At 67.8% G+C, this 22,880-nt stretch carries 22 protein-coding genes; 7 read left to right on the top strand and 15 right to left on the bottom strand.

Annotated features, from left to right (window positions below; translation table 11 throughout):
• Positions 1 to 19 precede the first annotated feature (19 nt).
• Entirely contained in the window at positions 20 to 1,018 is a 999-nt protein-coding gene (locus LRP66_RS15120; RefSeq protein WP_230483431.1) for a ligase-associated DNA damage response exonuclease, read from the top strand.
• Positions 1,019 to 1,035: 17 nt separating this feature from the next.
• Here LRP66_RS15120 and mdoH read toward each other — a convergent pair whose 3' ends face one another.
• Positions 1,036 to 2,835 (bottom strand): glucans biosynthesis glucosyltransferase MdoH, encoded by a 1,800-nt coding sequence (gene mdoH, locus LRP66_RS15115; protein WP_230483430.1) that lies wholly within the window; start codon positions 2,833 to 2,835, stop codon positions 1,036 to 1,038.
• Positions 2,832 to 4,385, bottom strand: a complete 1,554-nt coding sequence (locus tag LRP66_RS15110) for a glucan biosynthesis protein (RefSeq protein ID WP_329959284.1) — start codon at positions 4,383 to 4,385, stop codon at positions 2,832 to 2,834. Before LRP66_RS15110 ends, mdoH begins: the two co-directional genes overlap by 4 nt.
• Positions 4,386 to 4,544: 159 nt before the next feature.
• Here LRP66_RS15110 and LRP66_RS15105 point away from each other — a divergent pair, with 159 nt between their 5' ends.
• Positions 4,545 to 7,553, top strand: coding sequence for a TonB-dependent receptor domain-containing protein (locus LRP66_RS15105; protein ID WP_230483429.1), 3,009 nt, complete (start codon positions 4,545 to 4,547; stop codon positions 7,551 to 7,553).
• Between the two features lie 408 nt (positions 7,554 to 7,961).
• On the opposite strand, the gene LRP66_RS15100 is transcribed toward LRP66_RS15105, so the two are convergent.
• Positions 7,962 to 8,561: a redoxin family protein gene (locus tag LRP66_RS15100; RefSeq protein WP_230483428.1), complete on the bottom strand. Its 600-nt coding sequence runs from the start codon at positions 8,559 to 8,561 to the stop codon at positions 7,962 to 7,964.
• A gap of 16 nt (positions 8,562 to 8,577) precedes the next feature.
• Here LRP66_RS15100 and argH point away from each other — a divergent pair, with 16 nt between their 5' ends.
• The 5 genes from argH to LRP66_RS15075 all read left to right on the top strand — a co-directional run bounded on the left by argH (position 8,578) and on the right by LRP66_RS15075 (position 13,306).
• Entirely contained in the window at positions 8,578 to 9,945 is a 1,368-nt protein-coding gene (gene argH, locus LRP66_RS15095; RefSeq protein ID WP_230483446.1) for an argininosuccinate lyase, read from the top strand.
• On the top strand, positions 9,942 to 10,178 hold the full coding sequence (locus LRP66_RS15090; RefSeq protein WP_230483427.1) for a hypothetical protein: 237 nt from the start codon (positions 9,942 to 9,944) through the stop codon (positions 10,176 to 10,178). The genes argH and LRP66_RS15090 overlap by 4 nt, the downstream gene beginning before the upstream one ends.
• Positions 10,178 to 11,440 carry a diaminopimelate decarboxylase gene (gene lysA / locus LRP66_RS15085; protein WP_230483426.1) on the top strand — a complete coding sequence of 421 codons (1,263 nt, stop codon included), beginning with the start codon at positions 10,178 to 10,180 and terminating at the stop codon, positions 11,438 to 11,440. Before LRP66_RS15090 ends, lysA begins: the two co-directional genes overlap by 1 nt.
• 142 nt (positions 11,441 to 11,582) lie before the next feature.
• Positions 11,583 to 12,356: a precorrin-2 dehydrogenase/sirohydrochlorin ferrochelatase family protein gene (locus LRP66_RS15080; protein WP_230483425.1), complete on the top strand. Its 774-nt coding sequence runs from the start codon at positions 11,583 to 11,585 to the stop codon at positions 12,354 to 12,356.
• Complete coding sequence (locus LRP66_RS15075; RefSeq protein WP_230483424.1) at positions 12,353 to 13,306, top strand: zinc transporter ZntB; 954 nt, start codon at positions 12,353 to 12,355, stop codon at positions 13,304 to 13,306. Before LRP66_RS15080 ends, LRP66_RS15075 begins: the two co-directional genes overlap by 4 nt.
• A 74-nt stretch (positions 13,307 to 13,380) precedes the next feature.
• On the opposite strand, the gene LRP66_RS15070 is transcribed toward LRP66_RS15075, so the two are convergent.
• The 12 genes from LRP66_RS15070 to LRP66_RS15015 form a co-directional block, all read right to left on the bottom strand.
• A complete protein-coding gene (locus LRP66_RS15070) occupies positions 13,381 to 13,800 on the bottom strand; it encodes a flagellar export chaperone FliS (protein WP_230483423.1) in 420 nt (139 codons plus the stop codon).
• 1 nt (position 13,801) lies between these two features.
• Positions 13,802 to 15,277, bottom strand: a complete 1,476-nt coding sequence (gene fliD, locus LRP66_RS15065; protein ID WP_230483422.1) for a flagellar filament capping protein FliD — start codon at positions 15,275 to 15,277, stop codon at positions 13,802 to 13,804.
• Between the two features lie 91 nt (positions 15,278 to 15,368).
• A complete protein-coding gene (locus LRP66_RS15060; protein ID WP_230483421.1) occupies positions 15,369 to 16,496 on the bottom strand; it encodes an EscU/YscU/HrcU family type III secretion system export apparatus switch protein in 1,128 nt (375 codons plus the stop codon).
• Positions 16,496 to 17,269, bottom strand: coding sequence for a flagellar biosynthetic protein FliR (fliR, locus tag LRP66_RS15055; protein WP_230483420.1), 774 nt, complete (start codon positions 17,267 to 17,269; stop codon positions 16,496 to 16,498). The genes LRP66_RS15060 and fliR overlap by 1 nt, the downstream gene beginning before the upstream one ends.
• Positions 17,270 to 17,287: 18 nt before the next feature.
• Positions 17,288 to 17,557 carry a flagellar biosynthesis protein FliQ gene (fliQ, locus tag LRP66_RS15050; RefSeq protein WP_230483419.1) on the bottom strand — a complete coding sequence of 90 codons (270 nt, stop codon included), beginning with the start codon at positions 17,555 to 17,557 and terminating at the stop codon, positions 17,288 to 17,290.
• An 81-nt stretch (positions 17,558 to 17,638) separates the two neighbouring features.
• On the bottom strand, positions 17,639 to 18,508 hold the full coding sequence (gene fliP / locus LRP66_RS15045; protein WP_230483418.1) for a flagellar type III secretion system pore protein FliP: 870 nt from the start codon (positions 18,506 to 18,508) through the stop codon (positions 17,639 to 17,641).
• Positions 18,505 to 18,858, bottom strand: coding sequence for a flagellar biosynthetic protein FliO (locus tag LRP66_RS15040; RefSeq protein WP_230483417.1), 354 nt, complete (start codon positions 18,856 to 18,858; stop codon positions 18,505 to 18,507). The genes fliP and LRP66_RS15040 overlap by 4 nt, the downstream gene beginning before the upstream one ends.
• A gap of 8 nt (positions 18,859 to 18,866) precedes the next feature.
• Positions 18,867 to 19,157: a flagellar motor switch protein FliN gene (gene fliN / locus LRP66_RS15035; RefSeq protein WP_230483416.1), complete on the bottom strand. Its 291-nt coding sequence runs from the start codon at positions 19,155 to 19,157 to the stop codon at positions 18,867 to 18,869.
• Complete coding sequence (locus tag LRP66_RS15030; protein WP_230483415.1) at positions 19,154 to 20,134, bottom strand: flagellar motor switch protein FliM; 981 nt, start codon at positions 20,132 to 20,134, stop codon at positions 19,154 to 19,156. Before LRP66_RS15030 ends, fliN begins: the two co-directional genes overlap by 4 nt.
• A 3-nt stretch (positions 20,135 to 20,137) precedes the next feature.
• Positions 20,138 to 20,818 carry a flagellar basal body-associated FliL family protein gene (locus LRP66_RS15025; protein WP_230483414.1) on the bottom strand — a complete coding sequence of 227 codons (681 nt, stop codon included), beginning with the start codon at positions 20,816 to 20,818 and terminating at the stop codon, positions 20,138 to 20,140.
• 11 nt (positions 20,819 to 20,829) lie between these two features.
• Positions 20,830 to 22,281, bottom strand: coding sequence for a flagellar hook-length control protein FliK (locus LRP66_RS15020; protein ID WP_230483413.1), 1,452 nt, complete (start codon positions 22,279 to 22,281; stop codon positions 20,830 to 20,832).
• A gap of 151 nt (positions 22,282 to 22,432) precedes the next feature.
• A complete protein-coding gene (locus LRP66_RS15015) occupies positions 22,433 to 22,873 on the bottom strand; it encodes a hypothetical protein (RefSeq protein WP_230483412.1) in 441 nt (146 codons plus the stop codon).
• Positions 22,874 to 22,880 lie beyond the last annotated feature (7 nt).

The raw sequence follows: 22,880 nt of genomic DNA, 5'->3' as shown, positions 1-22,880 counted from the left end.
CCCGAAGGATATAGGTATCATGGTCAAGCTCGGCGACTGGATACAGCCCCATAAACACGGGATTTACGTGGCCCCCGCCGATGTGTGGGTCGACCCGTCCGAACCCGAGGCCAGGGCGCTGGTCACCCACGGCCATGCCGACCATGCGCGCGGCGGGCACGGCACGGTCTGGGCCACGCCCGAGACGCTGGCGATCATGGACGCGCGCTATGGCGCGCAGAACGGCGTCGGCGTGGGGTATGGCGAGACGATAAGGCTGGGGGAGGTGGAGGTGAGCTTCGTCCCCGCCGGGCACGTGCTGGGATCGGCGCAGATCGTGCTCGACCATCGCGGCGAGCGGGTGGTCGTGTCGGGCGATTACAAGCGCCGCGCGGATCCGACCTGCGCGCCCTTCGAGCCGGTGAAATGCGACGTGTTCGTCACCGAGGCGACCTTCGCGCTTCCCGTCTTTCGTCACCCGGAGACGGGGGATGAGATCGACAAGCTGATCGCGCGGCTGCACGCCAATCCGACCCGCTGCGTGCTGGTCGGCGCCTATGCGCTGGGCAAGGCGCAGCGGGTGATCGCGGAACTGCGCGTGCGGGGGCATGTGGCGCCGATCTATCTCCACGGTGCGCTGGCGCGGCTTTGCGCGCTTTATCAGGAACTGGGGGTCGATCTGGGCGAATTGCGCATGGTCGCCGACACCCCCAGGGCGGATATGGCGGGACATGTCGTGCTCTGTCCGCTGGGCGCGCTCAACGATCGTTGGTCGCGGCGGCTGCCCGAGCCCATCACCGCGATGGCCAGCGGCTGGATGCGGGTGCGCCAGCGCGCGCGGCAGAAGAATGTCGAGTTGCCGCTGATCCTGTCCGACCATGCCGACTGGGACGAGCTGACCCAGACCCTGACCGAGATCGCCCCGCGCGAGGTATGGGTGACGCATGGGCGCGAGGAGGCGCTGGTGCACTGGTGCGAGACGCGACAGATGAAGGCGCGGGCGCTGGCGCTGGTGGGGTTCGAGGATGAGGATGATTGAGGCGCCACGCCCGACCCTTACGCCATCGCCAAAGGCCGCACCGGCTCCGCCACCGCCGACCCCGGCACCACGAACACGCCCTTCTTCGCCAGCCGCTCGCCCGGCCGCACCTTGGCCGTCTCCATCGCCAGCCACGGCGCGAGCAGCAGCCCCAGCGTCACCGGCGACAGCCACGCCCCCAGCACCGGGTTGAGGAACGACACGCCTAGCAGCGCCACCCCCACCGCCAGATGCCAGTAATAGCGCGGCATCGCATCCGCCGCCGCCAGCCCGTCGCGCACCCGGCTCTGCGGGCTCCAGCCGGATGGCTTGCCGCGCACGATGTTGACGAGGTCGATCGTCTGGGTCAGCGCGATCACCGGCGCGGTCAGGATCGACAGCGGCACGTCGAGCGCAACCGACGCCAATATCCCCCGTGCACCGCCATAGCTCGCCCGGCGTTCACGGTCCGCCATCGCCCAGACGACGCTCAGCAGCTTGGGCCCGAACAACAGGATCAGCGTCACGACCAGCACCTGGGTCGAGGTCACCTCGCGCACCGTCGCGGCATCGTCGGACAGGCTCTGCGCGATCGAGGTGACGATCAGGATCAGCCAGGCGGGCGACATCAGATAGGCGAGCGCGCCGATGAAGAGCTGCAACCGGCTGATCCAGTGAAATCCGCTCGAACCCAGCAGTTTCAGATGCTGGGTATTGCCCTGCGCCCAGCGCCGGTCGCGCACCGCCTGGTCGATCAGGGTGGGCGGAAACTCCTCGAAACTGTCCTCGACCATCAGCATGTGCAGCCGCCAGCCGCGCCGCCGCAGCAGCGCCGCCTCGACCATGTCGTGGCTCATGATCGTGCCGCCGAAGGGCGGGCGTCCGGGCAGGTCGGGCAGGCCGCAGCTCTCGGCGAACGCGCTGATCCGGATCAGCGCGTTGTGACCCCAGAAGGTCGACTCCGATCCCGACCACCAGACCAGCCCCGCCGTGGAGATCGGGCCGTAGAATCGGCTGGCAAACTGCATCCAGCGCTGGAAGAAGGTGGTCGCGCCGATAATCATCGGCACCGTCTGCAACAGCGCGATCGAGGGGCGCTGCTCCATGATCTGCGCCATGCCGACCATCGTGTCGCCACCCATCAGGCTGTCGGCGTCGAGCATCAGCATGAAGTCGTAGGCGCCGCCGTAATTGCGCACCCATTCGGCGACATTGCCCGGCTTCCGCCCGACATTCTCGGTCCGGCGGCGATAATAGAGCGGTACGCGCAAGCGGGGGGCGAGACGGTCGCGCGCGGCGCGCTCCTCCGCTTCCGCGGCCTCTCCCGAATCGGACAGGACGAAGAAGGCGAAGCGATCGCCCGCACCCGCGCGGTCGATCATCATCGCCATGCGCGCGATGCGATCGAAGACGGCGTCGACATCCTCGTTATGCACCGGCACCAGCACGGCGGTGCGCGCGGTCGGCGGCGCGCTGCCGCGCGGGGCGGCGACGATGCCCGGGTGCGCGCGTGAGATCAGCAGCACGAAGCCGATCGCCGCGGTCACGAAGCCGAACGATATCCAGGCGAAGAGCGGAAAGAAGAGCAGCAGCAACAGCCCGTCGAGCAGGCTGAACCCGTCGCTGAGCAGCGCCTCCTTCACCGAGGCCGAGGCGGCGGTGGCGAGCAGGCCGGTCAGCAATACCAGCAGGAGGCGCCGGGTCAGGATATCGTCGGGCGCCAGATTGACCCCCGCGCGCGGCTCGGGCGCGTTGTGCGATGGCGGCGTGCCGTCGAACCGCTGGACCTCCATGGTCAGCGGCGCGGCCTCGGGCATAGGGGGGAGCGGGTCGCTCATGGCAGGAAGACGGGGGCGAGCACCGTCTCCGTCAACGCCTTGTCGCCGCGCTTCAGGAACAGGCGGACATCGGCCGGACCCTGGCCCTCGGGCGCGATATCGGCGGTGGCGCGCCAGCGGTTGGCCTGCCCGACGACCGGATAGGCCGCCTGGGTCAGCAGTCTGCCGCGCGCCACGCCGATGTCGGCGGTGACGTTGCTCTGCCGGTCCAGCCCCGCCAGCGCCGGGCCGACGAAATCGACGACCAGCTTGCGCGCGCCGGGAGTCGGCTCGGCACCGGGACGGCCTGCCGCGCCGGTCCACTGGTCGACCGCGTGCGCGATGGCGGGCACCACCGTCGGGTCGGTCGAACCCCAGCTCAGCCGATAGTCGAACTGCCGCTTCTGCCCGGCCCTGGGCGCATCGGCGGGGTTCCAGAAGGCGACGATATTGTCGACCGTCTCCGAATTGGTCGGGAAGGCATAGAGCATGACCTGTCCCCGGCCCCAATCGCCCTGCGGCTGGACCCACAAATTGGCGCGGCGGTCGTAAAAGGCGCCGTCGTCCTGATAATGATCGAAATCGCGGTCGCGCTGGAGCAAGCCGAAGCCGCGCGGATTGGTGTCGGCGAAGCTATCGAGCGTCGGGCGCGGCGGGTTGACCAGCGGCCGCCACAACCGCTCACCAGCGCCGGTCAGCAGCGCCAGACCGTCCGAATCATGGATTTCGGGCCGCCAGTCGCTGCCCGCCGCGCGATTGCCCTCGCCATACCAGAACATGCTGGTCGCGGGCGCGATGCCCAGCCGTTCGACCTCGCGGCGGAAGAAGAGGACGGCGGAGACGCTTTGCTCGACCCCGCCCGAACCCTTGATCGACTCGATGCGATAGGCGCCGGTGACGCTGGGTCCGTCGAGCAGCGCATAGACCGTATAGCCCTGCGCGCCGGTTCGCTCGATCCAGAATTGGGTGAAGGCGGGAAATTCCTCGCGCCCGTCGATCCCGGTGTCGATCGCGATCCCCCGCGCCGACAGGCCGTACTGGTCCTGCGCGCCAGCCGTGCGGAAATAGGACGCACCCTGAAAGGCCAGCCAGTCGCTCTTGCCGTCCGCCGTCATCGCGCGGAACCCGGCGATGCCCAGCGGCGGCGCATGGCCCGCTTCCGCCGTGAACAGCGAGCGCGAGAAGGGGACGGCGCGTGCCTGTCCGTCGGCGACGATCGCGATGCCGACCGGGTTGGGCGCGAAGCGGCCGAGCGGGAAGAGCCGGATGCCGCCCGCCAGCGTCCTGTCGTCGCGATAACGGATCGTCCCGACCGCATCATAATCGATCGCGGCGGCGGCCTCGACCTTGGCCTGTGGGCGATAGGGTTGGCGCGCCAGCCCTTCCGCCTGCGACTGGAGCATCGCCCAGGAAAAGGGAATGGGCGCGCCCAGCGTCGCGCCCGATGCGGCACCTTGCGCGGCGGCATGGCGAGCCCAGGCGGGGGACAGCCCCAATACGGCAAAGGCCGCGATCAACTCTCGACGATTGGCGTGAATCATCGGCTCCAGCATCTCCTGCGACGGTCGCACGGCCTCCTGCCTGCGTGAGTCCGGCCGTTTGTGCAACGCAACACGCGACGATCGGTTGCCACGACGCCGCCAGCTACCCGACTTGATACCGTATATTATATTTGACGTTTAACTATTTTAGGTTAAATTGACCGAATAAATCAAAGAGGGGGCTCTAACATGAATGGAAATTGCCGGTGGCTGGCCTGTTCGGCTGGCGCCATTGCTATCGCCTTGCTTTCGGTTTCGACGGCCAACGCCCAGGCGGCGCAAGATGCGGGTCCGGTCGCCGACTGCCAGCCGACGCCGGAAAAGCCTTGCCCGCCCGAAGCGGCGCGGATCTCCGACGACAAGACCCGGGGCAATACCGACGATTCGATCGTCGTCACCGGCACGCGCCTTCAGCGTCCGAACCTGGTCAGCAACAGTCCGCTGGCCGTCGTCGACGCCGCCGAGATCCGCTATCAGGGCGCGGTCCAGGTCGAGAATGTGCTGAACCGCCTGCCGCAGGTGACGCCGGATTCGAACGAGAACGTCTCGAACGGCTCGGACGGCACGGCGCGCGTCAACCTGCGTAACCTGGGCAGTAACCGGAACCTCATCCTCATCAACGGCCAGCGCATGCTGCCGGTTCAGGCCAACGACCTGAACTTCGTGCCCAGCGCGCTGGTCAAGCGGATCGACGTGGTGACCGGCGGCGCCTCGGCCGTCTATGGGTCGGACGCGATCTCGGGCGTCATCAACTTCATCCTGCGCGACGATCTGGAGGGCATTCGCACCGACATCCAGTATGGCTTTGCGCAGCATACCAACGACAACGACTATGCGCGCTCGATCCAGACGAATGCCAATTACCGGCTGGCCAACCGCCATGTGCTCGATGGCCAGAAGCTGGACTTCAACGTCGCGTTCGGCACCAACTTCCCCGACAATCGCGGCAATGTGACCGCCTATTTCGGCTATCGCGACACCAAGCCGATCCTGCAGGCCAATCGCGACGTGTCGTCCTGCGCCGCCGATCCGGCGGGCTTCACCGACGCGGGCAATACCGCCCTGGCCTGCGGTGGCTCGAGCAACAATCCGTTCGGTCTGTTCGATCCGCAGACCGGGCCCAGCGCCGATCTCGGCCGGTTCAACAATACCAAGGACGGCAACCGCACCTGGGTCCCGTATGACTCCAGCTTCCGCTACAATTATGCGCCGCTGAACTATTTCCAGCGCAACGACACCCGCTACACCGCCGGTGCCTTCGCCAAGTATGAAATCACGCCGGGTATCGAAGCCTATGGCAGCGTGATGTTCATGGACGACCACACCAATTCACAGGTCGCTCCATCGGCGCTGTTCCAGGGCTATACCTACACGGTCAACTGCGACAATCCGTTCCTGAGCGCGCAGCAGGGCCAGATCCTGTGCGGCAGCGCCTATGGCAGCTCGGCAAGCCAGGACCTGTATATCGGCTATCGCCCGGTGGCGGGCAATGCGCGGCCCCGTCGCGACGATCTGCGTCACACCGATTACCGCTTCTCGGGCGGCGTCCGTGGCGAGATCGCCGACGGCATCCGTTATGACGCCAACGCGCTGTTCTCGACGGTGCTCTACAACGAAACCTATGAGAACGACATCGACCCCAGCCGCGCCAATCGCGCGATCCAGGTGGTCAACGTCAACGGCACGCCCACCTGCAAGGCGGTGGTCGACCGCAGCGATCCGCAGTGCGTGCCGCTCGATATCTTCCGCTACAACGGCATTTCGGACGCGGCGTTCAACTATATCTATGCCCCGACCTCGACGCGCGGCGTCGACAAGGAAACGGTGCTGAGCGGCAATATCAGCGCCGATCTGGGCCGTTATGGCGTGAAGTCCCCCTTCGCCGACTCGGGCGTCGGCTTCGTGCTGGGCTTCGAGCATCGTTACGAGAGCCTGGAGTTCAAGGCCGACGCGCTCGCCATCCAGAAGGGGACGACCGAAACCTCCGGTCGGTTCAGCGTGAACGAGGTCTTCGCCGAACTGCAACTGCCGCTGATCGAAAATCGTCCGTTCTTCCACGACCTGTCGTTCAACGCGGGCTATCGCGGGTCGGACTATAGCAACCTGTCCAAGATCATCTCGACCTACAAGACCGAGCTGTCCTGGGCGCCGAGCCGCGATCTGCGTCTGCGCGGCAGCTACAACCACGCGATCCGCGCGCCGAACGTCTCCGAGCTGTTCAGCCCGCAGTCGAACGGCAACGTCAACGCGCAGGACCCGTGCGCCAACGATCCGGGCGTGTCGCCCACCGCGACGCTCGCGCAGTGCCAGCGCAGCGGCGTGACGGCGGCGCAATATGGCCGTATCTCGCCCTGTCCGTCCGACCAGTGCACCGGGCGCGGCGGCGGCAATCCGTTCCTCAAGCCCGAAGAGGCCGATACCTATACCGCGGGCATCGTGCTGACCCCGAGCTTCATCAAGCGCCTGTCGCTGTCGGTCGATTATTTCGACATCAAGGTGAAGGGCTATATCGGATCGATCCCGGTCAGCCAGACGATCAGCCAGTGCATCGCCACCGGCAATCCGTTCTTCTGCAGCCTGTTCAACCGCGATCCGCGCAGCGGCATCATCTTCGGCGACCAGGGCTATATCATCTCGACCACGCAGAATACCGGGTCGCTGCGCACCTCGGGCATCGATATCTCGGGCACCTATACCCAACCGCTCGGCTCGCTGGGCAGCGCGAGCATCGACTTCATGGGCACCCGCCTGCGCAAGCTGGTCACCGAGCCGCTGCCGGGTCTTGGCTCCTATGACTGCGTCGGCTATTTCGGTCCGACCTGCGGACAGCCTTCGCCCAAGTGGCGCCACCAGGCGCGCTTCACCTGGGCCGATGCCGCCGGGGTCGGTACGATCTCGCTCAACTGGCGCTATATCGGTGGGACGAACCTGACCAACAATTCGACCATCGCCGACTTTGCGAGCGACCCGTCGATCATCAATGCCCGGATCAAGGCGTATAGCTATTTCGATCTGGCAGGGACGGTGAAGGTGCAGAAGGGCATCGTCTTCCGTGCCGGTGTCAACAACCTGCTCGATAAGGACCCGCCGCTGATCCAGTCGGGCCTGCTGGCCTCGTTCGGCAACGGCAATACCTATCCCGGCATGTACGACGTGGTCGGACGCTCGGTGTTCATCGGCCTGACCGCGGAATTCTGATCGCCGAATTGCGATCGATCACAGTTACCCCAACCTGCCCCGTCCGGTTCGCACCGGGCGGGGATTTTTTGTCGAGCGCGATGATGCTCCCCGGCGGGGGGAGGGGAAGAACGCAAGGGGCGCCCCTGGGCCGGATCGACGTTCAGGTAAGGCCCCTCATCCCTCTCCCCTGGACAGGGGAGAGGGTTAGCGGAGCTTGCCAGCGTGCTGGCTAGCGCGGCTTGGGTGAGGGGTTGAGCGAGCCTTCAGGCTCGCGCGCTCTTCGAGCGCTTCACCCCTCACCCAGCTCCGACCAGGCCTTTGCTTTGGCAAAGACCAAGTCTGCGCACCCCTCTCCCCTCTATGAGGGGCGAGGGACAAGAAGCGCATGTCTGAATGTCGATCCGGCCTATTGGCACGCCCCCTCCGTCACGCCTCGCCCAGCAGCTTCTGCGCTTCCGCGCCCGCCCAGTCGAAGCCGCCGGTCACGCGCCAGATCTCCTTGCCGTCCGCGCCGTACAGGATCGTCGTCGGCAGGTTGGCCTTATAGTGGACGCTGAGGCCCAGCCCGGGGTCGAGATAGATGGGCAGCGCGTCGAGTTTCTTGTCCGCGAGGAACGGCTTGACCTTGGCGGCATCGTCCTGCGCCACCGCGATCACCGCGAGCTTGCCCTTCAGCCGCTCCGCCGTCGCGGCCAGCGTCGGCATCTCCGCGACGCACGGCCCGCACCAGGTGGCCCAGAGGTTGACCAGCACCGGCTTGCCCCGGAAATCGGCCAGTGTCGCCGGTTTGCCGTCGAGCGCGGTGAAGCCCAGGCCCGGCGCGGCTTCGCCCTTGTGGCTGCGGTCGACCGCGCCTGCGGGCCTGGGGGCCTCGGGAGCGGATGACGCGACCTCGCCGCCGGTCACTTCGCCGCTTGAAACTTGGGTGGCGGAAGTGTTGCTGGCTTGCTCCGGGGCGGGGCTTTGCTTATCGCACCCGGCGACCATCAGCCCCAGGAGACAGGCGATCACGGTACGCGACGACATGGGCGGCTCCAATGCAATGTGGGGCGGGCGCTTCGCAGAAGGTCCCGCCGCGGTGATGCGCGAGATAAACGCGTCCATCCCCTTCGACAAGCGACTGTGGAAACAGGATATCGCCGGGTCGAAGGCGCATGTCGCCATGCTGGGCAAACAGGGCATCGTCTCGGCCGAGGACGCCGCGACGATTTCCGAAGGGCTCGACCGGGTCGCCGAGGATTATGCCGCGAACGGCGTGGCCGAGGACCTGACCCTCGAAGACATCCATATGCAGTCGGAGGCGAAACTGGCCGCGCTGATCGGCCCGGTCGCGGGACGCCTGCACACCGCGCGGTCGCGCAACGACCAGGTCGCGACCGATTTCCGCCTGTGGGTGCGCGATGCCATCGACGAGACGCTGGCGGCGCTGGGCGCGTTGCGGAACGCGTTGCTGACCCGTGCCGAGCAACATGCCGACAGCGTGATGCCGGGCTTCACGCACCTCCAGTCCGCGCAGCCGGTGACTTTGGGCCATCACCTGATGGCCTATCACGAGATGATCGTGCGCGACGCCAGCCGCTTCGTCGCGGCGCGGGCGCGGATGAACCAGTGTCCGCTGGGCTCGGCGGCGCTGGCGGGGACGGGCTTTCCGGTCGACCGCCACATGACCGCCGAGGCGCTGGGTTTCGACGAGCCGACGCGCAATTCGCTCGACGCGGTCAGCGACCGGGACTTCGCGATCGACTATCTGCAGGCGGCGACCAACTGCTCGCTCCACCTGTCGCGGCTCGCCGAGGAATTCGTGCTGTGGGCGTCGCAGCCCTTCGGCTTCGTCGCGCTGTCGGATCAATGGTCGACGGGCAGCTCGATCATGCCGCAGAAGCGCAACCCGGACGCCGCCGAACTGGTGCGCGGCCATGCGGGGCGGATCATGGGCTGCATGACCAGCCTGATGGTCACGATGAAGGGCCTGCCGCTCGCCTATTCCAAGGACATGCAGGACGACAAGCCGCCGGTGTTCGAGGCGCACGACCTGCTGGCGCTGTCGATCGCGGCGATGACCGGGATGATCGAGAGCGCGACCTTCCGGACGGAGCGGATGCGCGCCGTGGCGGAGGCGGGCTTCTCCACCGCGACCGACCTGGCCGACTGGCTGGTGCGGGTCGGCGGCATTCCGTTCCGCGAGGCGCACCATATCACGGGGCGCGCCGTGAAGCTCGCCGAGGAGAAGGGCGTGATGCTGCATCAGTTGTCGATCGACGACCTGACCGCGATCGACGCGCGGATCACCGAGAGCATCTACGACGTGCTGTCGGTCGATGCCTCGGTCGCCAGCCGGGTCAGCTTCGGCGGCACCGCGCCCGCCAATGTCCGCGCCGCGATCGCGACCGCACGGGGCCTGCGCGCATGAAGCCCGCGCTCGCCTTGCTGATCGCGCTGGCGCTGACCGGATGCGGCGCGGCCAACCGGCTGCAACCGGCCAAGGGCGAGAGCCTGCCCGTCGCGCCGCGCGGCGCCACCGCGACTCCGACGCCGCAGCAATTGCTGACGGCCACTCCCCAACAACGCCCGCAACGCTCCGACGAACTGATGACCCAGTCGCAGGACCGGCGTTCGGACGAATTTGATTTGCCCCCCCGCTGATGGACCATTTTCACTTCTCGAACGGCGAACTCCATGTGGAGGACGTGCCCGTATCCCGGATCGCCGCCGAAGTCGGCACGCCGGTCTATATCTACTCCGCCTCGACCTTCCGCCGTCATGCGCAGGTGTTCCGCGACGGGCTGAGCGCGCTGTCGCGTGTCCACCTGGCCTATGCGATCAAGGCGAATCCGAACCTCGCCGTGTTGCGCGTGCTCGCCGATGAGGGGTACGGCGCCGACGTCGTCTCGGTCGGCGAGATGCGCCGCGCGCTGGCGGCGGGGATGAAGGCGGAGGACATCGTCTTCTCCGGCGTCGGCAAGACCCGTGCCGAGCTGATCGCCGCGCTGGAGGCCGGGATCGGCCAGTTCAACCTGGAGCTGGAGGAAGAGGGCGCGGTCCTCGCCGAGCTGGCGCATGAGCGCGGGCTGGTCGCCCCCGCCACGCTGCGGGTGAACCCGGACGTCGATGCGGGGACGCACGCCAAGATCTCGACGGGGCGCAAGGAGAACAAGTTCGGCGTGCCGATCGATCAGGCGCTGGGCATGTTCGACCGTCTGGCGGGCCTGCCCGGCATCGACCTGAAGGGTGTCGCCTGCCACATCGGCAGCCAGCTTGGCGATCTCGCGCCGCTGGAGGCCGCATACAAGCGCGTCGGCGAGCTGGTCGCCGAGCTGCGCGGGGCGGGGCACCGCATTGCCCGCGTCGACCTGGGTGGTGGACTGGGCGTGCCCTACAAGCCGGGCGACGTCATGCCCGCGCCCGCCGCTTATGGCGAGATGGTGGCGCGCGTGACGAAGGACTGGGACGTCGAGCTGATGTTCGAGCCCGGCCGGGTGATCGCGGGCAATGCCGGTGTGCTGGCGACCGAAGTCGTCTGGGTGAAGCCCGGCGTCGCCAACCCCTACGTCATCGTCGATGCGGCGATGAACGACCTGATGCGGCCCGCGCTCTATGATGCCCATCACGACTTCGTCGCGGTTCGCCCCACCGGTGAGACGATGATGGCCAACATTGCAGGGCCGGTGTGCGAGACGGGCGATACCTTCGCGATGAATCGCGAGATCGACGCGGTGAAGTCGGGCGATCTTGCCGTTTTCCGCACCGCCGGGGCTTATGGGGCGACGATGGCGTCGACCTATAACAGCCGTCCGCTGGTCCCCGAGGTGATGGTCGAGGGCGACCGCTTCGCCGTCGTCGCCGACCGTATCGCCGCCGAAACGATCATCGCCGCCGAGCGCGTGCCGGAGTGGCTGAAGAAGTGACGCTCGCCGCCCCATTCCTCCCCATCTTCGATGGGGAGGGGGACCGCGCCCGCAGGGCGTGGTGGAGGGGCCGGGGACATCTGCCCCTCCACCACCGCTTCGCGGCGGTCCCCCTCCCCAAGCACAGCTCAGGGAGGAATAGGTGAGTCTCGCCAGCCTGCCGCTGTTCGTCCGTTTGAACGGTCGCCCGGTCATCCTGCTCGGCGAAGGCGAGCCCGCCGAGGCCAAGCACCGTCTGCTCGACCGTGCGGGCGCGGTGGTCGTTGGCGAAGGCGCGCAGGCTTCGCTCGCCATCGTCGCGATCGAGGATGAGGAGGAAGCCCAGGCCGCCATCGCCCGGCTGAAGGCGCGCGGGGTGCTGGTCAACGCGGTCGATCGCCCGGCGGCGTGCGACTTCACCCTTCCCGCCATCGTCGAGCGAGGACCGGTGATCGTCGCGATCGGCACCGGTGGTGTGTCGGCGGGGCTGGCGGCGGCGCTTCGCCAGCGGCTGGAGACGCTTCTGCCCGCCGGATTGGGGACGCTGGCCGAGGGGCTGTATGCTGCGCGCGCCGCCTTGCGCGCGCGCTTTCCGGATGGAGCGGAGCGGCGACGGGCGATCGGGGCGGCACTGTCGCCCGGCGGCCCGCTGGACCCGCTGGCGGGAGAAACCGGTGTCGACGCCTGGCTCGATGGCGTCGCGCGTCCCGCCGCCACGGTCGCGGCGTTCGTGCTGACCTCGCACGACCCCGACGACCTGACCCTGCGACAGGCGCGCGCCTTGGCCGCCGCCGACCGCGTCTATCACCGCGCCGACGTGCCGCCCGCCATCCTGGACCGCGCGCGCGCCGATGCGGTGCGGATCGAAAGCGACGCGCTCCCGGCGGAACCGGGCGAGGGCCAGATCGTCGACCTGACCATGGACACCCGCGCATGACCGGCTTCGCGTTTCGCATCGACGGCGGCAAGGCCGACGCCATCCCGATCCGCGAGGCGGTGGAGGCCAAGGCGCGGCTCGTTTGGGTGCATCTGGAAACCAATGACGCGGTGGCGCAACGCTGGCTGCGCGACTCGGCGCATCTGGGCGATTATGTCGTCGACGCGCTGACCGCTACCGAGACCCGCCCGCGTTGCGAGGCGGTGGGCGAGGGGGCATTCCTCAACCTGCGCGGACGGAGCAGCGAGCCGCTCGACGGGTCGGACATGCTCGCCTCGGTCCGCATCTGGGCGGTGAAGGGCAAGGTCTATTCGGTCACCCGCCGCCCGCTGCTCGCCGTCGATACGGTGCGCCAGGAGGTCGAGAAGGGTGCGGTCGCCGATCCGGGCGACCTGATCACCGCCTTCGCCACCGCGATCACCAGCGACATGGACCCCGATGTCGCCAATCTGGGCGACGAGCTGGACGGGTGCGAGGAGCAACTGGACGAACACCGCGTCTTCCAGCTCCGCCGCACGGTCAGCCGGGTGCGCGTCGCCGCGATCGGCTATCGCCGCTTCCTCAATCCGCAGCGCGCCGCGCTCGAAAAGCTGGCCGCGCTGCCCGGCGACTGGCTGGCCGATGACGACCGGCTGCATCTGTCCGCCGCCGCCGACCGCGCGGCGCGGATGGCCGAGGAACTGGAATCGATCCGCGAACGCTCGGCACTGATTCACGAGACGCTGAGCGACATGCGCGCCGAGCAGATCGACAATCGCGCGCTCGTCATCTCGATCGTGGCGATGGTGTTCCTGCCATTGACCTTCATTACCGGGCTCTACGGGATGAACGTCAAGACCCTGCCCTATGCCGAGGAGCCCTGGGCGTTCGACGCGATATTGGGCGCGTGCACGCTGATCGCTGCGGGGATCGTCATCTATTTCGTGCAGCGCCACTGGTTTCGGCGGTGACGGTCATACCGTTCCGTTCGCGCTGAGCGAAGTCCGCGGCGCACGGGGATCCCCTGCGGCGCGCTTTCCCGCTCTTACGCCCCCGCCTTCGCCTTGCTCATCTGGCGCACCGTTTCCCACGCCTCGGCGATGTCGGCGATGTTGGTCGCCACGTCGCGGAAGACCTGCGGATTCTGGTCGAGGGAGCCGTCGACGATCTGCCGACGCGCGCCCGCATAGAGCCTGGCGAAGGTGATCGACATCTCGCCGCCATTCTCGAAGTCGAGGCCCGCCTCGAGCGCGAACAGGATGGCGGTGGCGCGCGTCACCCGCTCGCTCTTGCGCGCGAGCTGGCCATGCTCGGTCGCCCAGGCCGCCGAGCGCAGCGCGGAGACGAGTTCCTCGTAGAGAAGCTGGACCAGCGCGGGGCCGTCGGCTATCGCGGTGCGGCCGACGACGTCGATCTGGCGATAGGTCGCGGCGGGATCGGCCAGCAGTCCGGTTGCATAGGCCATGTCAGCTGCTCTTCGTCCACATCTTGACCTGCTGGTCCATGAAGTTCTGCACCGATTTGTAGCTGGAGACGCGGGCGTTCATCGCGGAGAATTGCGCGGTCATCCGGTCCTGGGTCGCGCTCTGGTCGTCGGTCAGGTCGCTCTGTGCCAGGCTGTTGGCGCTCTGCGCCTCGCTCAGCCGCTTGCTGCTGGCACCGAGGCCGTAGAGCGTGCTGGTCGCCGCGAGCTGGATCTTGTTGAGCTGCGACGACAGGCCGACGATATTGTCGCCGCTCGACTGGAACATCTGCTCCACCGCGTCGGGATATTGCGCCATCACCTGTGCCAGCCGCACCGAGTCGACCTTCAGCGTGCCGTCCTTCTGCGTCGCCACGCCCAGATCGGCGAGCGTCTTGGGGCCGGGCAGGCTTTCGTCGCCAGGGACGATCTTGGTCGTGGTCAGGCGGCCCAGCGACTGCGACAGCGTGCGCGCCGCGAGGTCGGTGCGCAGGTCGCCGGTCTGCGGATCCAGCTCCTTGTTGAGCTCGGTCATCTTGTCGTTGAAGGTCGAGACGAAGTCCGACACGATCGAGGTCAGCGCGGCGGTGGGTCGTGTGCCGGTCAGCGATACGGGCGTGGTCGAGACCGAATTGAGCGTCATCGTAACGCCGCTGACCAGGTCGCTGACCGTGTTGCTGGCGCGCTCGACGGTGACGCCGTCGACGGTCAGCTGCGCATTGCCTGCGGTCGCCGCGGTCCGGGTGCCCGTCGCGGAGCCGCCCACCGCCAGATTCGCGAGGCCCGGCGTCTGGCCCTCGCTGGCGGTTACGGTGAAGCTGTTCGCGCTGCCCGTCGCGCCGGTGAAGGACAGATAGGCCTTGCCATCGGCATCGGTGATGACCGAGGCGGTGACGCCGGTCTTGGCTGCGTTGATCCTGGACGCGACATCGTCGATCGTCGGGCTGGTGCCGTCGTCGAACGCGACCGTGACGGCGGCGTTGGTGCCGACCTGGATCGACAGGCTGCCGGTGCCCATCGATGCGGTGCGGTCGTAGCTGGTCTTCGTCACGCTGGTCTGCGCCGTGGCGAGTGCGTTGACGGTGATCGACTTGGACAGCCCGGCGAGCTTGGCGCCGGCCGCGGTCGTCACGCTGAACACCGCCGCATTGCCACTGGTCGCCTGGGTGGCGAGCGTGCCGCCCTTGGCGAGGCTGGCGAGCGAGGTGGCGAAGTCGGTGATCGAGCTCATCACGGTCGAGGTCGCCGAAATCTGCGAGGTCAGCGTGTCCGCCTTGGCCTTCAGCGCGGCGGTGCGCGCGGCGAACTGTGCCTGGACCAGCGAGGGGACCAGCGACGACAGGTCGATGCCTGAGCCCGTCTGGAGCGAGGTGAACAGCGCCTGTGCGGCGGATTTGGTCGCGTCGGTCGTCGATGGCGTCGGGGTCGCCGTGCTTGTCGTCGCCGTGGACGACGATGAGGTCGAGGAAATGGTCGTCATCGACGGTACTCCGGCACGCGTTCGCAGTCGTTAACGACGCGCCGTCCCGAAACTTTAGGAGTTTGCGACGAATGGTTCGGCACGCGACGGATCATGACTGGGGCGCGCCATTCTCGTCGAAGCGGGCACCGACCGGGACCTCGACCGGCGGCTGCGCGGTGCCGCCCGCCCCGGCGTTGAGCCCGAAGACGAAGGCGAGCACGACCGCGATCGCCTGATACAGGTCGGCACGGACCTCCTGCCCCTCGCGGCTGGTGTAATAGAGCGCGCGGGCGAGCTGCGGATATTCGAGCACCGGCTTGGCATATTCGCCCGCCATCTCGCGGATCGCCAGTGCCGTCGCGCCGCGTCCCCGTGCGACCACCACCGGCACCTCGTCCTCGCCACGCTCGTAGCGCAGCGCGACGGCGAAGTGGGTCGGGTTGGTCAGGATGACATGCGCCTCCTGCACCGCCGCGCGCACGGCGCGGTGCGACATCTCGCGCTGCTTGGCTCGCATATGCGCCTTGGCTTCGGGATTGCCCTCGCTCTCCTTGTGTTCGTCCTTGACCTCCTGCTTGGTCATCTTGAGCTTGGAGAAGAGCTGGAAGATCTGGAGCGGTACGTCGAAGCCCGCGATCAGGACGAGGCCCATGCCCATCACCAGCAGCACCGAGATGAAGGTGCCGCCAAGCGAGCCGATCGCGCCGTTCAGGTCGCTTTGCGCCAGCCCCATGGTGGTGCGCGACGATTTCCACAGCATATAGGCGCCGATCGCGCCGAGCAGCACGACCTTGAGCAGCGATTTGCCCAGCTCGGTCCAGCCCTGCGAGCCCAGGATCCGTTTCAACCCCGAGGCGGGGTTGAGCTTGGAGGGCTTGGGCGCCATCGCCTTGGGATTGAAGTGGAGCGAGCCCAGCCCCGCCTGCGACGCGATGGTCGCGACGATGGTCACCGCGAACAGAGAGGCGAGCGAGGGGGCGAGCTTCCATCCCGCCTCCATCAGCGGGCGGAAGGGTTCGAAATCCTCGACATCGGCATGGTCGAACTGGAAGCTGGCGGCCATCACCGCCTTGCACGCGCCCAGCAGGGTCGGCCCCGCGAAGATCAGCCAGGCGATGCCCGCCATCATGACCAGCGCCGCCGCGAGATCGCGGCTGCGCAGCACCTGCCCGTCGTCGCGCGCCTTCTCGCGGCGCTTCTGGGTTGGGGCTTCCGTCTTTTCGCCGCCCTCCGACATCAGCCGAGCACCAGAGTCTGGGTGGCGGCGAGGCCTTCGCGCAGGATGACGAGCATATAGTCGCCCATGGCGGGGAAGGCGATGGCGATGGCGATGACGCCGAGGAACAGCGCGGCGGGCAGGCCGACCGAGAAGAGATTGAGCGAGGGCGCGGCGCGGCTCATCATCCCCATGACGAGGTTGAGGCAGAGCAGCAGGAAGCCGACGGGGAGCGCCAGCAACAGTCCGGCGAGAAAGGCATAGCCGCCGAAAAGGGCGATCGCGCGATACTGCGCCGGTGCCATCCACGCCTGGCCGGGCGGCAGTGCGTCATAGCTTTTCACGATCGTATCGACGAGGACGAGATGACCGTCGACCGACAGGAAGAGCAGGGTCAGCATCACCGTGAAGAACTGGCCCAGCGCCTGGCTCGACCGGCCGTTGAGCGGATCGATCGTGGCGGCGAAGTTGATGCCCATCGATCCGCCGATCAGCTCGCTGGCGACCAGCGGCGCGGTGAAGGCGACCTGAAGGATGAGACCCAGCGCGAGGCCGACGATCGCCTCCGCGACCACCGACATGATCGTCGGCACCGCGAAGATGACCGGCGGCGGCACCACCGGATGGACCGAGTTGACGAGGAAGGCGATCGCCCCCGCCAGGCTGACCCGCACGGGCAGCGGGATCGACACCGCGCCGAACACCGGCGCGGTGATGAACGCCGCACCGATCCGGATCATGACGAACAGGATCGCCCAAGCCTGCGGCTCGATCGAGAGGCCGAAGCCGAGCATGTTACTTCACCCGGGCCTTCACTTGACCAGGTCCGGGATGCGCTCGAACATGCTGACGGTGAAGTCGCTGAGCAGCCCCATGATGAGGCTGCCGAAGATCAGGATCGAGATGGCGACGACGATCAGCTTGGGGACGAAGGACAGCGTCTGCTCGTTGATCGAGGTGGCGGCCTGCACCATGCCGATGACGAGGCCCGACACCAGCACGGGCAGCAGGATCGGCGCGGCGGCGAGCGCCAGCACCCACATGGTCTGGTTGGCCAGCGTCAGGAAATAATCGGCGTCCATGATGCGGTCTTTATCCCGTGGGGAGTGAGGGGCGTGGGCTTCGACCTCGCTCCGGCTGGGCGACGTCGAAGGCCGAGGGAATCACGTCGCGAAACTGTTCGCCAGGCTGCCCATGGTCAGCGCCCATCCGTCGACCAGCACGAACAGCAGCAGCTTGAACGGCAAGGATATGATCGACGGCGACAGCATCATCATGCCCAGCGCCATCAGCACGGTCGCGACGACCAGATCGATGACGATGAAGGGCAGGAAGATCAGGAAGCCGATCTGGAACGCGGTCTTCAGCTCCGACGTGACGAAGGCGGGGAGCAGCACCGCGTAGGGAATGTCGTTGGGGCTGGCATAGGGGCCCGACTTCGCCATCTCGGCGAACATCGTCACGTCCTTCACGCGCGTCTGCTTTGCCATGAAGGCGTGGAGCGGCGCGCCTGCCGCCTTGATCATCTCGGTGCCGGGCAGGCGACCCTCGGCATAGGGCTGGATGGCTTGCGTGTTCATCTGGCTGATCGTGGGCGCCATGATGAACAGCGACAGGAAGACCGACAGGCCGATCAGCACCTGGTTGGGCGGGGTCTGTTGCAGGCCCAGCGCCTGGCGCAGGATGGCGAGGACGATGACGATCCGGGTGAAGCTGGTCATCATCAGGATGATGCCCGGCAGGATCGTCAGCAGGCCCATGATGATGAGGACCTGGAGCGACAGGCTGAGCGAGCCCGAGCTGCCATTGCCGCCACCGCCGAGCTGGCCGATCGCGCGGTCGACCGCGTCGCCGACGCCGGGCGCGGGTGCCGCGGCCGGTGCAGCCTGGGCGAAGGCGGGCATCGCGATGACCAGCGCCAGCAGCAGCGCCAGCACGATCCAGAGCGGCTTCAGGCCGCGCTTCGCGGTGCGGTCGGCGCGCGCGCGGATCAGCGCGGGGCCGGTCCCCCGCCGGGTCACGGAAATGCTCATTGGTCGAACTTCTTGGGCGCGAAACGCGACACGAAATCGGCGGGACGACGCGGGGTGGTGGGCGGCACCGGATTCGGCGTCACCGACGGGGTCCCGTTCCCTTCCACCTTGTCGACGAGCTGCACGCCACCGCGCCCGACCGACACGAGCAGGTTGCGCCCCTCGAACTCGATGACCGCCAGCCGCAGGCCGGGCGAGATCATCATCGTCTCGCGCACATGGATCAACCGCGTCGCGGGCCGCCCCGGCATCCGGCTTTCCAGCCGCCGCCAGAGATACAGGCACCCGATCATCAGACCGCAGATCAGCGGCAGGAGAATGACCAGCTTGAGGATATAGGACCAGAGCATGGGGTGGTTCAGCCGCGCTTGTCGGGGTTGACCAACTCGGTCATGCGCACGCCGAAGCGGTCACCGACCGTCACCACCTCGCCGCGGCCGATCAACGTGCCGTTGACCAGCACGTCGAGCAGCTCGTTGGCCTGGCGATCCAGCTCGATCACGCTCGATTCGGACAGCGCCAGCAGCTCGCGCAGCGACAGCTGGGTCGATCCGATCTCCACGGTCAGCTTGACGTCGACATCCTGGAGCAGCCGGAAATTGGCCGCGACCGATGTGTCGACGGGGAAGCCCCCGGTCATATCGTTCATTCTTCGGGTCCTTCGTAAGCGCGGGCCAGTCCTTCGACGGACCGGTTGAGCGAGGTAAGCTGGACGGCGGCGCGGCCATTGGCGGTGCCGACCGTGCCCGTGCCGAGCAGGTCGCCGCCGACCATCACCGGCACTTCCGGGCCGAAACTGATCGGGATCACGTCGCCGATCTTCAGGTCCATCAGGCGGCTGAGCGACACCACGGGCTCGGCCAGGACAGAGCGGACCGGGAAGCGCACCGTCATCACCGCGCGGGTCAGGTCGCCGCGCCAGGTGGGGTCGGCCTCCGCCTGCTTGTCGACGACCTTGCCGGTGAGCGCGGAGCCGTGCGGCTTCAACGCGCTGACCGGATAGAGGATGTCGAGCATGGTCGGGCGGCGGGTCTGGCCCGCGATGCCGAAGCGGGTGACGATCATCGCATCCTCGCCCTCGATCCCCGACAGCATCGCGGGCGAGGATTCGGGGCGACCGGCATGGAAGTCGAGGCGCGCCAGCGATTCCCAGGCGTTGCGGAGCGGCGTCGCCATCATATCGCCGAGCTGGGTCACCATCGTCTCGGCCCCGTGCGAGAATTCGGCGGGCAGGGGATCGGGGACGTTGCCGGTGCCGCCGAAGAACAGGTCGATCAGCGACAGGCTGAACCCGCCATCGATGACGATCAGTGCCTGCGCATCGGCGGGCGACCCGCCGGGCGAGGTCATCGTCATCGGCAACCAGGCGCTGAGCCCTTCGCCGCGCTCCGCCCGGTAATCGGCGAAGCGCTGGACGACCAGCGGCTCCGCCCAGCAGCGCAGTTCCTCGCGCAGCAGCGATTCGAACAGCCCCTTCAGTGTCCGCGCCAGCCGCGCGGACAGATGCTGCATCGTATGCAGATCGCCGAACGGGTTGAGCTTGGTCGAACCCAGCACGCCATGGTCGGCGATGGGCTGTTCCCGATTGCGCTCGCGTCGATCGGCCTGAGGGGTGGCGTTAACCATGTCTCACTGAACAACGAAATTGGTAAAGTAGACGTTAGCGACGCCGCCGAATCCCTCCTTTTGGCGAAGAATCTCGTTGATCGAGTCGACCAGCTTGCGCTGGAGCTGACGCTTGCCGTCGCTGGAGAACACCGTTTCCTCGGTCGCGTCGCCCAGCGTCATCAGGATCGCCGAACGGACCGCCAGGTCGTTGGTCTTCAGATTGTTGATGACCGTGTCGTCATAGGGCGTCGATACCGCCAGCCCGACCTGGATGATATGCACCGAGTCGCGCATGTTGGACGTGAAGTCCTTGGGCATCTGGTAATAGTTGCTGGCATAGCGCTCGCCGCCGTCGCCGATCGGCGTCTTCATGCCGACATTCTCGTGCGCCGCGCCTTCTTCGCCGCCCTCGCCGCCGCCATGGCCACCCTCGCCGCCTTCGCCGCCTTCACCGGCGCGCTTCTGCTCGGCCTTGGGGACCAGCTTCGGGCCGGGATGGCTGGCGTCGGCGGCGGCCTCCTCGGCACCCGCCTTGCCCGAATGACCGCCGATCAGCCCCGAATTGGCGGCATAGAGCCCGGCCCCGACGCCACCGCCCAGCAGGACGACGACCCCGGCGGCCATGACGAGGATCTTGCCGATCTTGCCCTTCTTCTTCTTGGGCGCGCCCTCGGCTTCGGGCGTGTCTTTCGCGTCGCTCATGTCTTGGTTCCTCAGGCGATTCGGGTGGAAGCGGCGGCGGCGGGGGTGCCCGTCGCCCCGTCGCGGGAAAATTCGGCGTCCGGCATACGCGGGCGTGTCGGCTGGACGGGCGCGGGCGGTGCCGCCGGGCGCTGGTCGCGCGCCGACTGGCCCAGGTCGGCGCCGCCGGACGCACCCGCGTTCACCGCCATGCTGCCCAGACGCATCCCCTTGTCCTCGGCCAGCCGCGACAGCGTCGCATGTGCGTCGGCCAGGATCGTCGCGGTCTGCGCCTGCTCGGCGATGAAGTGGAGGTGGGTGTGATCGTCGTCGCGACGAATCGCCACGGCGATCCCGCCCAGCGCATCGGGTGAAAGCTGGATCCGGGTGTCGGCGGTCGCGGCGTCCTCGCGCATCCGGTCGATCCGGTCGATCATCGCCTGCGGCCAATGATGCTGGGTCATGTCGAGCGGCCCCGAATCACCCGACGGCGTCGATGCCACGACCGCCCGAACGCCCTCGGCGGAGGCCAGAGTGGCGGGGTCGATCGCACCCGTCATCGGCGAGGCGGGGCGATCGACCGCCTCGTCTGCCTTGTCGGCTGGGACGGACAGGCTGCGCAGCGTGGTCGCGAGCAGGCCGATCACCGGTGCCCCCTGCGCGGGTTGCCGCACGGTCAGCGGACCGCTGGGGAGCGCAGGGAGGATGGCGGTCGGCGTCGCGACCGCCTCGACCTGGGGATTCGCCATGACCAGGCGGAATCCCTGGCCATTGGGTGGAAGCGGCGTGGCGCCATCCTGCGGCGACGGCGTGGCGGTGCGGGCCAGCGCGTCGACCATGGCGGTATCGCTCGGCCGAACCAGCGGCGTCGCTGCGCTTGCGGGAGCGGCGGGCGGCGCCATCGCCGGTGGCTCGGTCCGGGGCAGGATGGCGGTCGTGTCGAGCGACACGGGGCGCGGCACGGCCGCAGCCCCCAATGGCTTGCCCGCCGGTATCGGCCTGGGCGCGCCGGGTGTCAGGATCGGTGTCGCCGCCTGCGCGACCGGGACCGTATCCGGAAGCGGGCCCGGCACTGGCACCTGTACGGGCATTGGCACCGGTACTGGCGTCGAGCGCGCGACCGGGCTCTGGCCCTCGTCCAGTGGTGTCGAATCGGCGGAGGGCGCCGTCGCCTCTGGCGGATTGGCCGACGTCCCTGCGCTCTTCATCGGCAGCGGCGACGCGACCGCGTCCGCGGCCACCGTCGATACCGCCACAGCAATCGTGGATGTCGAGGGCGGCGCTGCTGGTGGTGCTGTCTGCAAGACCGGCGGTGTGGCGATGACCGGCACGGCGACCGGCAACGCGATCGCCAAGGGGGGCGGCAACGCGATCGGCAAGGGGGTCGGCAAGCCGTTGCCGGGATCCGCTGCCGCCTTGGCGTCGCTGTCGGGGGTGTCACCCGTCCCGCCGGTGACGGGAATGAGGCCGGTCCCGTCCGGCATGGGCGCCCCTGTCGCCAGTAGATCGGAAAACTTTCCTGCGATTCCAGTATCTGGCTGGCCCGCTCCGCGTGTCTTCGCGGTCAGGCCGAGACGCGGCTGGGGGGCGTCGATCGTGAGGAGGGAGGCAATGGCTGACATGACATCATGGTCATCAGCAAGGATCGTGCCGATTTTGCGAGCGGCGCGCACCCGTGCTGGGCATGTCCTCCAGCGCGCGCATCTCGGCGCGGATCGCGGCGACGCGGGCACGCTCGATCAGCTTTTCGACGGCGGTCTGGTCGCGCTTGGCGTCGCGGGTCTGCTCGGCCGCGCGGTCCGCCTGCTGTTCGGCGACGGCGACGCGGCCGATGGCGGCGTCGGACGATTCGTTGAGGCGATGGCGGAAATGGGCACGCGCCATCAGCGCCGACGCGGCGGTCGGCGGCGCGGGGGCGGGGGCGACCGCCTGGACGAGCTGGGTGATACGGTCGGAGAGCTGGCGCTCGGTCGCGACCCGCTGCTGCGCGCGCGTTTCCTCGGCCATGGTCAGGTTGAGTTGCAGCGTGCGGACCCGGTGGAGCCGGTTCAGCATCGCCTGTTGCCGGTCGGGCATGGTCGTT

The sequence above is a fragment of the Sphingomonas sp. Leaf21 genome (assembly GCF_916858675.1).
Taxonomy (GTDB): Bacteria; Pseudomonadota; Alphaproteobacteria; order Sphingomonadales; family Sphingomonadaceae; genus Sphingomonas.
This window is presented reverse-complemented; position numbering and strand designations above follow the sequence as displayed.